Annotated in this window: 9 protein-coding genes; 6 read left to right on the top strand and 3 right to left on the bottom strand. The window is 49.6% G+C overall.

The window, feature by feature from the left end:
• The 5 genes from CHK_RS12950 to CHK_RS12930 all read left to right on the top strand — a co-directional run.
• On the top strand, positions 1 to 293 hold a 293-nt coding region (locus tag CHK_RS12950), incomplete at its 5' end, for a M24 family metallopeptidase (RefSeq protein ID WP_046444492.1).
• A 58-nt stretch (positions 294 to 351) separates the two neighbouring features.
• Positions 352 to 1,839 carry a sugar ABC transporter ATP-binding protein gene (locus CHK_RS12945; protein ID WP_052740594.1) on the top strand — a complete coding sequence of 496 codons (1,488 nt, stop codon included), beginning with the start codon at positions 352 to 354 and terminating at the stop codon, positions 1,837 to 1,839.
• The gene (locus tag CHK_RS12940; protein ID WP_052740592.1) at positions 1,836 to 2,810 is read left to right on the top strand and encodes an ABC transporter permease; all 975 of its coding nucleotides are present in this window, start codon (positions 1,836 to 1,838) and stop codon (positions 2,808 to 2,810) included. The genes CHK_RS12945 and CHK_RS12940 overlap by 4 nt, the downstream gene beginning before the upstream one ends.
• Before the next feature lie 15 nt (positions 2,811 to 2,825).
• Positions 2,826 to 3,233, top strand: a complete 408-nt coding sequence (locus tag CHK_RS12935; protein ID WP_052740591.1) for a cupin domain-containing protein — start codon at positions 2,826 to 2,828, stop codon at positions 3,231 to 3,233.
• Between the two features lie 18 nt (positions 3,234 to 3,251).
• Positions 3,252 to 4,274, top strand: a complete 1,023-nt coding sequence (locus CHK_RS12930; protein ID WP_052740590.1) for a sugar ABC transporter substrate-binding protein — start codon at positions 3,252 to 3,254, stop codon at positions 4,272 to 4,274.
• 57 nt (positions 4,275 to 4,331) lie between these two features.
• Here the strand turns inward: CHK_RS12930 and CHK_RS12925 are convergent, their stop codons facing one another.
• A complete protein-coding gene (locus tag CHK_RS12925) occupies positions 4,332 to 5,810 on the bottom strand; it encodes a TRM11 family SAM-dependent methyltransferase (RefSeq protein ID WP_046444490.1) in 1,479 nt (492 codons plus the stop codon).
• The gene (locus CHK_RS12920; protein ID WP_046444489.1) at positions 5,807 to 6,868 is read right to left on the bottom strand and encodes an undecaprenyldiphospho-muramoylpentapeptide beta-N-acetylglucosaminyltransferase; all 1,062 of its coding nucleotides are present in this window, start codon (positions 6,866 to 6,868) and stop codon (positions 5,807 to 5,809) included. Before CHK_RS12920 ends, CHK_RS12925 begins: the two co-directional genes overlap by 4 nt.
• 364 nt (positions 6,869 to 7,232) lie before the next feature.
• Between CHK_RS12920 and CHK_RS12915 the strand changes: the two genes are divergently transcribed.
• The gene (locus tag CHK_RS12915; RefSeq protein ID WP_046444488.1) at positions 7,233 to 8,342 is read left to right on the top strand and encodes an MGDG synthase family glycosyltransferase; all 1,110 of its coding nucleotides are present in this window, start codon (positions 7,233 to 7,235) and stop codon (positions 8,340 to 8,342) included.
• Between the two features lie 213 nt (positions 8,343 to 8,555).
• Here CHK_RS12915 and CHK_RS12910 read toward each other — a convergent pair whose 3' ends face one another.
• Positions 8,556 to 9,257 carry an alpha/beta hydrolase gene (locus CHK_RS12910; protein WP_046444487.1) on the bottom strand — a complete coding sequence of 234 codons (702 nt, stop codon included), beginning with the start codon at positions 9,255 to 9,257 and terminating at the stop codon, positions 8,556 to 8,558.
• Positions 9,258 to 9,299: the final 42 nt, after the last annotated feature.

Below are 9,299 nucleotides of genomic sequence, written 5' to 3'. Positions count from 1 at the left end.
AGCTGTGGCCGACGTACAGGGAGCTTGGAGCAAAGGACGAGTACGAGACGATGGCGCTGGAGCTGGGGCACGGAGTAGGGATTGCGCACTGGTCAAAGCCGGTGATCGGGCACCAGTGCTCGATGGAATATCCGGAGGTAATCGAGGAGAACATGCACTTTGCAGTGGAGACATATTATGGAGAAGACGGGGAAGCAGCGCGCCTCGAGGAGCAGATCGTGGTGACAAAGGACGGRTGCCGTGTGATCACGAAGTTCCCGTGCGAGGAGCCTGTCGCCTGCTGGAAGTATTGAGGAAATACCCATTAAAAACAAGTAAGAGGGGGTGGGATGTGTGGAGCCTGTATTGAAAATGAGAAACATTGACAAACGGTTCGGAAACTTTTATGCGCTTCAGGATGTGTCGTTCGATGTATATCCGGGGCAGGTAAACGTGCTGATTGGTGAAAATGGCGCGGGAAAATCGACACTGATGAAAATATTATCCGGCGCGCATCAAAAAGATGGAGGAACCATTTCCATCGACGGGCAGGAAGTCGAAATCAAGAGTCCGATCCACGCCGAACAGCTTGGAATTGGCACCGTATACCAGGAGCTTATGCTTGTGCCGGAGCTCAGCATTGCGGAAAATATGTTTCTGGGCTCAGACCTGAAAACGAACCGGATTGGCGTTGTGAAATGGAAGGAAATTTACAGGGAGACAAAGCGGCTGCTGCAGGAACTGGTTGGAATTGACGTTGATCCGCATACGAAAGTCAAGGAGTTGGGGATCGCCTATCAGCAGATGATTGAGGTGGCGCGTGTCCTCAGCAGGAAAATCCGTATCCTGATTATGGACGAACCAACGGCGGCGTTGACCGAAAAGGAAATACAAAAGTTGTTTACAACCATACAGGCTTTGACGGAAAAAGGGATTGCGATCGTATATATTTCGCATAGGCTGGAAGAAATTTTCCAGATCGGAAATAATATCTGCGTTTTGCGTGACGGACGGCTTGCAGGAAATATGGATACGAAAAAATCCAGTCAAAATGATCTGATCCAGATGATGGTCGGACGTGAAATCAAGGACAAGTTCCCCAAAGTAAATTTTGACGATATTCCCAAGGAAGAAGCCCTGCGTGTGGAGGGACTCACACGGGAAGGCGTGTTCAGCGATGTCTCCTTTACTGCGCGCAAGGGTGAAGTGCTGGGATTTGCCGGACTGATGGGAGCGGGGCGTACAGAAATCGCAAGGGCGATTTTTGGGGCGGACAAGCTGGATGCGGGGCGTATTTTTATCCACGGCAAAGAAGTGAAAATCCATAATACACGCGATGCAATCCGTAAGGGAATTGCGCTTTTGCCGGAAGACCGTAAAAAACAGGGCCTTGTATTAAAGCACGACGTTGCAAAAAATATCACGATTGCAAACCTGGAAAAAAACAGCGGAAAAATGGGAATACTAAAGAAAAACAGGGAAGAGCAGCAGGCTGCGAAATATATCAGCATGCTCAAAATCAGCGTTCCCGATCCGCAGAAAGCAGTATCGACCTTGTCAGGCGGAAACCAGCAAAAGGTCGTCATTGCAAAATGGATTTATGCGGACTCGGATATCCTGATTCTGGACGAGCCGACGAGGGGGATTGACGTAGGTGCAAAAACAGAGGTATATACGCTGATCAATAATTTTGTAAAGGAAGGAAAAGCAGTCATTGTCATATCTTCAGAGCTGCCTGAGCTGCTTGGAATATGCAGCCGCATCCTGACCATCAGGGAAGGACGGATCACAGGGGAGTTTGATAATACCGTACACCAGGAAGATATTTTAACTGCAATGATAGGAGGGGATCAGGGATGAATCAGGAGATGGATGTTCAATTAGGAAAAAGCAAAAAAAATTTGTTGCACAACAATCAATTCATTTTGGTAATGATTTTGATAGCGCTGTGCGTTGTATTATCGCTCGTTACGGAGCATTTTGCGTCGCTGCTTAACATTTCTGCGGTGCTGACGCAGATGTCGATCAATGGAATCCTTTCTGTAGGGATGACGTTTTGCATCATCACAGCGGGAATCGACCTGTCGGTTGGCTCGGTGCTGTCGCTGTGCGGAGTCATTCTGGCCTCCTGCCTGCAAGCGGGTATGCCTGGGTTTGTCGCCGTCACGCTGACCGTGCTTACAGGGCTTGGCTGCGGCACGCTGACCGGCGCGCTGGTATCGAAGGGCAAGCTTCCACCGTTTATCGCAACGCTTGGGATGATGAGCATCGCGCAGGGGATTGCCCTGATGATTACGGACGGACGGCCCATTACGGGCGTACTGACAAGTATTGTTCCGATTGGTTCCGGAAAGCTTGGAATCATACCAAACGCATGGCTGCTGATGGTCGCTTGCTTTGTAGCCGCATATTTCATATTAAACCATACAAGGATGGGCAGATACCTCTATACCATCGGCGGAAATGAGGAAGCAGCAAGGCTTTCCGGCGTACGGATACCATTCTTTAAAGCCAGCGCCTTTGCGGTAAGCGGCCTGTGCGCCGCCATAGCGGGAATCGTGATGGCGGGAAGGCTCAATTCCGCAGAGCCAATCGCAGGGACAGGACAGGAGCTGGACGCGATTGCGGCAGTAATTATAGGCGGCACCAGTATGGCGGGCGGCGAAGGAAAAATCACAGGCACCTTTATCGGTTCGCTTATCATGAGCGTCGTGCGCAACGGCATGATACAGCTTGGGGTTGGTTCATATCCGCAGCAGGTTGTGATCGGTTCTATTATCATCTGTGTGGTCATGATGGACATGCTGAGCAGGAACAGGAAAAATAAATAAGGGAGGAGAGAAGCAATGGTAAAACGGTTGAGGAACTTAAAGGACGTTCCGGTTGATACGGGTTTAAAGGAGGAAGACGGCTGGAACAAAATGGCAGTGCAGTGGATTTGCTCGCAGCAGACAATGGGCTCAAAAAAGGCCGTTTTGGGCCGTACGGTTTTTCCGCCGAACGGTGCGTCGCATGAAAGGCACACGCACGACTGCGCGGAAGAAATCCTGTATGTGGTTTCCGGGCATGGCAGGGCAATCAGCGGGGACGAGGAGTTTGAGATCGGGCCGGGAGACGTGGTCTACGTTCCTGTTGGGGACGTTCACTATTTCATCAATACGGATCCGCAGCAGGAAATGGAAACGATATGGCTTTACGGCGGCGCAGGATCGCTGGAAGCATCGGGATATCGGCCTGTAAACGAGAAAAAATAAGAAAATGGGGTGGAAAAAATGAAAAAATTGATGTTGGCAGTCGCTGTATTACTGGTCATGGTGTTTGCGCTCTGCGCGTGCGCTCCGGCGGAGCAGGCCGCGAGTCCTGCGGCAGAATCGGCTGATGCTGCTTCCGCAGGCAGCGAAGGCGGCGCTGCGGCAGACCAAACGGATGGAAAGAAACTGAAATTCTGCTTTGCGGTAAAGAACCTGACCAATCCTTACTTTTTGGAAGAAGCAAGGGGAGTAGAGGAAACGTGCAAGGAGCTTGGAATTGAAATCGACGTTCAGGCGACAAACAAGGATACGGAAATTGACAAGCAAATCCAGATACTTGATAATTTCCTGTCTCAGAAGCCGGATGCAATCATCGCTGCGCCTTTATCATCAACCGCTATCGTACCATTTATCCAGCGTTGTAACGAGGCGGGAGTACCGTTTGTCAATATTGATACTGCGGCCGACGAAACAGAAATGGAAAATATGGGCGCAGAGTCGGTCACCTGCGTCATCACAGATAATTACGCGGCGGGTGAGGAATGCGCGAAGGCGCTTATCGAAGCGCTGGACGGCAAGGGCAAAATAGCGGTTCTGGAAGGAACGGCAGGCGCACAAACGGCTGAGGAACGCAAAAGCGGATTTTTGAGCGTAATGGAGAAGGACGGCAGCGGGATTGAGATCGTAGCGTCGCAGCCTGCCAATTATAACCGCAACGAAGGATATACGGTATTCCAGAGCATACTTGCCGCACATCCGGATATTACCGGATTATTTGCTGCAAACGATGAGATGGCGCTGGGCGCGATCAGCGCGATTGAAGAAGCGGGAATGACCGGCAAAATTTCAGTTGTCGGAATCAATTTTGCCGCGGACGCGCAGGAGGCCATCAAGGAAGGAAAAATGCTTGGCTCTGTCAACCAGGATCCTTACACGCTCGGAAAGCTTGGCGTGGAAAAGGCATACGCATACCTGCAGGGTGAAGAAGTGGACGACCTTTATATGACGCCCAGCGTGATGATGTATCAGGATGATATCAAATAAAACGGGAAGAAAATAAAAACAGGCGTTGCCCGCTGACGGCAACGCCTGTTTTTCAGGTTACTTTGTTTTTTTCTTGCGGATAACATAAACCGCCGGATAAAGGCCGCCCGCGTCAAAGGTTGCGCGCTTCAATACATTGAACCGGCCGTTGCTTTTGATCAGATTTTCCGTCAGGTTTTTTTCGTGCGTATATAGCACTGCAAGGCCTTCGTCGGTTAATATTTCAGGCAGAATCGTAAAATAAGAGCGGTAGAGCCGTTCATTCCTGGAATGGTTGCCTACCCGCAGCCCAAACGGCATATTGACAATGATTTCGTCATATCTTTTGGCGGTGAATTTGAGACAGTCGATATAGTGGAACTGCGGATGTACGTGCGCATACCGGCTGTTTTCCTTGGCTGCTTCCACTGCCGTCATGTTGATATCGGCGCCTGTGAGCGAATGATGCGGATAAAAGCCGCGTTCGTAAAGCATGGTGCCGCTGCCGCAGAAGTTATCGAGCACGCGCGCATCCGGATTGAAAAATTCGCTTGCGTAAGCGCATACGCTTGCAGCAACGCCGGGATTCACACTGGCGGATATCGCCTTTTTACGGTATGAAAACCGCTCGTCGGTCAGCGGGTTCAAAAACACCTGCGCCATATCTCCATCCATTTCGATCAGTATTTCGATGGAATAGGAGGAGGGCGTATTGATAAGCTCATTCATGGCAGCCACGCACTTTTTGATGAGGTCCAGACGCACCTCGTGGGAAACGCTGCGCACCTCGAGGCGGTAGCCTGTCACGCCTGTACGCTGCATGATTGCCCGTTCCCTCTGCGCCAAAAATTCGGGGAGCTGGGCGACCGGCGCGCAGCCAAAATAAATATATGCGTCCGTATAAGCGCGGAGCTGGTAAATATCGTAAAAATTGGTAAGGCCGGAAACAGCGATGTATTTTCCAAACTTTTTAGGGCTCAGTCCCGCGTCTTTGCACTGGGAATAAGTTACGTTCAGATTAGGGGAAGCGAGCACGACAATATCGTTGGGAAGAACGCGCACCCGCGCCTTTTTTCGGATAATGAACCCTGCAAGCGCTTTGTCGAGCGCCGCCTTTTCCTCCTCGCGGTGCTTTTCAAGATCGCTGCGCAGCTGGTAGGAATCCAGAAAACGCTTTGCCCGGTCGTTTTTAGCCCTGCCGATTGCAAGCAGGTAGGAGGGCAGCGTGAACATGGTCTGTTCGTGCATGATCGCGTCGATCAGGTCGTCCAGATACTGGCTTGCGCATGTATTTCCAATGATTTGTGCCGCGTGCATACGCATTTTTGCGTCGCCTGTGCGTAAAATCTTTAAAATGCCGTCGATATTTGCTTTTACAAAATCGGCGGCGCGGCTGTCAGCGTCCGCAATCACACGCAAAGCAGCGCGTGCGCTCGACCCCCTGACCAGGTTAAAGACGGTTTGAAGCTTTTCTCCCTTGATGATTTCAGCAAGGCCTTCCTTGCGTTCGGACGCAGGAAGGGTATGATAGTTTTCTACAAAATTCTGAATGTTCATTTTACTCCGATACTCTCTAAAATAATACGCTGGACGTTTTCCAGACCGTTGGCTTCGGTGCTTTGCTCCATATTGGAAATCAATACATCGCGGTTTGCCATCAGGTCATTAAGAGCTTCAGGCAATGTGTCCGCGTTCAGGTTCTCCTGCTCTAATACTTTCGCATAACCGCGTTTCACGAAGTAATTCGCGTTCAGGATCTGATCGCCGCGGCTTGCGGATAATGGAAGGGGAACCAGTAAGGCCGGGAGCTTCAAAGCGAGAAATTCAAAAACCGCATTTGCCCCGCTGCGCGAAAGTGCAAGATCGGCAGCCGCAAAAATATCGTTCAGTCCTGAATCGATATATTCAAACTGCCTGTAATTTGCTTTGCCGTTTAGTGCGGGGTTCAGTTTTCCCTTGCCGCGAAGATGGACAATACTGTATTTTTGCAGCAGCTCGTCCGCCACGGCGTCTACAGCGTCGTTGACCGCCTGGGCGCCCAACGATCCTCCCATTATTAATAACACGGGAAGCTCGCCGCTAAACCCAAGTTTTGCAAGGCCCGCTTTTTTATCGCCGGTTAAAAGATCGGCGCGCACGGGCGAACCTGTGAGGATTCCCTTGCCGTCGTGGGCCTGGGGCGTATCGAAGGAAAGGCATATTTTTTGTGCCTTTTTGGTGCAAAGCCTGTTTGCAAGGCCGGGGGTATAATCGCTTTCATGCAGGATGACGGGTATCCGGAGCTTTGCCGCGGCCCACGCGACGGGGACTGATACAAAGCCTCCCTTTGCGAAAACAAGGTCGGGTTTTATTTCCCGCAATACTTTTTTTGCTTCTCCATAACCCTTGAATATCTTAAAAACATCGCTTACGTTTTTTGCGCTTGCGTAACGGCGCAGCTTGCCGGCGCTGATTGCGTGATATGGAATATCGTGCACCAGCGTATGCTCTATGCCGTCCGCCGTGCCTATATAGTGCACTTCTATGCCATGCTCCAAAAGACCTGGAACAAGCGCAAGGTTGGGCGTTACATGCCCTGCGGAACCGCCGCCCGTCAAAACGATTTTTTTACTCATAGCGTAACCACCTGGATATCATTTTGGTATTGTGCGGAAATCCCCGCTGTAATGAGGAATTTTCCAAAACAAACCTTACTTATCATAGCATAATGCTTTGCCTGCCGCAACCAGATACCGAAAGAAAAATATGGGGCAGGACAAGGAGAAGCGGGCTCATTATTGCAGTTTGCCAAATGGTTATGCAGCAAGTATTTGTTAGAAACTGCTGTGCAGCGAACCTTATGGCGGCGCAGCCATGTGAAGCCATAAGTGATACGCTGTAAATCGTAAGAATACTTTCATTTTTGATTTATTGAACCTGTTTTGGGTTTATGTTATATTAAAGTTACAATGATAAGAATAATAGTTGGAAGGAATCAACATGAAGGTACTCGTATTAAGCATGACCGTCGGACAAGGGCATAACTCCACCAGTAAAGCCCTTCGTGCGGCTTTACTGAAAAAAGGGCATGAATGTGATATACTTGACACTTATAAGTTTCTGAATAAAGCGATTGGCCTTGGTTTTGACAAGGGCTATACGGCAATGGGAAGGTTTATTCCCAAGCTCAATGAAAACATCTACAAAGCCGCGGAAAAAGCAAATGGCCGCGCAGATATGAAAATGTATTTTCCATGGGCGTTTGCAAATCTTGCCAAAAATAAGCTGCAGCGTTATATTGACGAGGCAAAGCCGGATGTAATCGTTTGTTCGATTGTAATGACGGCAATGCTGATTACCGCGTTAAAAGAGGCGGGAACCTATGACGAAAGCATTAAAAGCATCGGGATCGTCACGGATTACGCTCTGCATCCGTTCTGGGAATATACGGCAATGGATTATTTTGTCGCGGCGAATGAGCTGATGATACCGGAGTTTACACAGCGCGGCATACCGGAAAACAAAATACTTGCGACGGGAATTCCGATTGCACCAAAATTTGCGCACTCGATGGATAAGTGCGAGGCGCGCACGGCGCTTGGACTGAACCAGGATGTTTTTACCGTACTCCTTGCGGCGGGGGGAATGGGCTTTTCGGGCATGATTCCGGTTATGGAGGAAATAGACCATCTTGAGGATATGCAGCTTGTCGCAGTGTGCGGTTCCAATACGCGGCTCAAAAACAAGCTGAAAGGAATGGAGTTCAAAAATCCTGTGCATGTGCTTGGGTTTGTGGATAATATGGAGCAGTATCTTGACGCGGCAGACGTGGTCGTGACCAAGCCGGGAGGTTTATCGACCTCCGAGGCGATCGGAAAATGCAAGCCAATGGTTTTGATGAAGCCCATGCCGGGCGTTGAAAACATGAACCTTGCATTTTTGCTGAACAATTCACTGGCAGTTCATTCCAATCAGTATCAGCCGGTTGGGCAGGTGCTTTCCCAGTTGCGGCTCAATGATATCAAAATGAAGGAAATGGAACGAGCCCAAAAGAAGTGGGGTAAAAAGCACAGCGCGAAAACGCTGGCGGAGTTCATCGAAAAATTATAAAAAATCAATCATGTAAAATCCCTTTCCAGATTTTCGGAAAGGGATTTTTTATGATAGGACATTCAAGGTAAGGCGGGCGATAAAATAAAAGAAAGAGGTCGGTTATTGTGGAGTTTCCGTTGCGGAGGAAGTGGCTCCCACCGAACACTTCGGAGACAAAAATTCCAAGCTGCGGCATAAACAGGCTGGAAACAGGGCTTTGCCATGTGCAGGCTAAAGAGTTTTTTTGATCCAGGCCTTTAAGGCCTGAAGCTCTTCCGGCGTATGAAAATAATGTTCCGCATGCTCTGCAATTTGCAGATCGCAGGGGAATTTTGCCACAAAATCCAATATGGTCTCTTTTTCGCAGAGGTCGTCATGAGCGCCGTACAGGATATACGTGGGCGTGTTCCATTTGGCGACAGGATGCGATTTCACATAACAATAATAGTCCCAGTACAAAGTTTGTCCAACCGGCGTACAAACGGCCTGCTCTTTTTGAAGCTCCGTTTCAGTAACGTGGAACCAGTCCATCATGTTTTCGATCAAACGCCGCATATCCAGAACGGGAGAAAGAAACCATGCTTTCCAGAGGTGCTCGTCCGCGTAAGCAAGCAGGCTGAAATATGCGCCGATACTGTTTGAAAAAAGGCCGATTTTCTTCCAGCGCGCTTTGGCGTACTGCATGACGGCAATCAAATCGGCTACGCAATACTGTACCTTGCAGGGCGTATCCTCAGTCTTTCGTTCGCCGTGCTCCGGCAGGTCAAAGCTAAGGAGCTGATAGCCGCTCGCTGTTGCCTCTTCGGAAAAAATCCGGATCGGCGTATCCTTTTTGTTTGACTGATTTCCATGGACGGCGATGATCACCGTTTCAGAATCCCCGCCCCAGACAATCGATGGGATACCGTTTATTTCTATTTCCTTGCTTTGCATTTGTTTTCTCCTGTCAGGGGAAGACCCTGGAGCCAGTTTGAT

The sequence above is a fragment of the Christensenella hongkongensis genome (assembly GCF_000981035.1).
GTDB classification, from domain to species: Bacteria; Bacillota; Clostridia; order Christensenellales; family Christensenellaceae; genus Christensenella; species Christensenella hongkongensis.
The sequence above is the reverse complement of the archived record's forward strand: the minus strand, read 5'-3'. Positions and strand labels throughout refer to the sequence as shown.

What these genes read in the sequence shown, in the direction of transcription:
- CHK_RS12945 (WP_052740594.1), top strand. Translation starts at nt 352, where the DNA reads ATGAGAAACATTGACAAACGGTTCGGAAACTTTTATGCGCTTCAGGAT.
- CHK_RS12940 (WP_052740592.1), top strand. Translation starts at nt 1,836, where the DNA reads ATGAATCAGGAGATGGATGTTCAATTAGGAAAAAGCAAAAAAAATTTG.
- CHK_RS12935 (WP_052740591.1), top strand. Translation starts at nt 2,826, where the DNA reads ATGGTAAAACGGTTGAGGAACTTAAAGGACGTTCCGGTTGATACGGGT.
- CHK_RS12930 (WP_052740590.1), top strand. Translation starts at nt 3,252, where the DNA reads ATGAAAAAATTGATGTTGGCAGTCGCTGTATTACTGGTCATGGTGTTT.
- CHK_RS12925 (WP_046444490.1), bottom strand. Translation starts at nt 5,810, where the DNA reads ATGAACATTCAGAATTTTGTAGAAAACTATCATACCCTTCCTGCGTCC.
- CHK_RS12920 (WP_046444489.1), bottom strand. Translation starts at nt 6,868, where the DNA reads ATGAGTAAAAAAATCGTTTTGACGGGCGGCGGTTCCGCAGGGCATGTA.
- CHK_RS12915 (WP_046444488.1), top strand. Translation starts at nt 7,233, where the DNA reads ATGAAGGTACTCGTATTAAGCATGACCGTCGGACAAGGGCATAACTCC.
- CHK_RS12910 (WP_046444487.1), bottom strand. Translation starts at nt 9,257, where the DNA reads ATGCAAAGCAAGGAAATAGAAATAAACGGTATCCCATCGATTGTCTGG.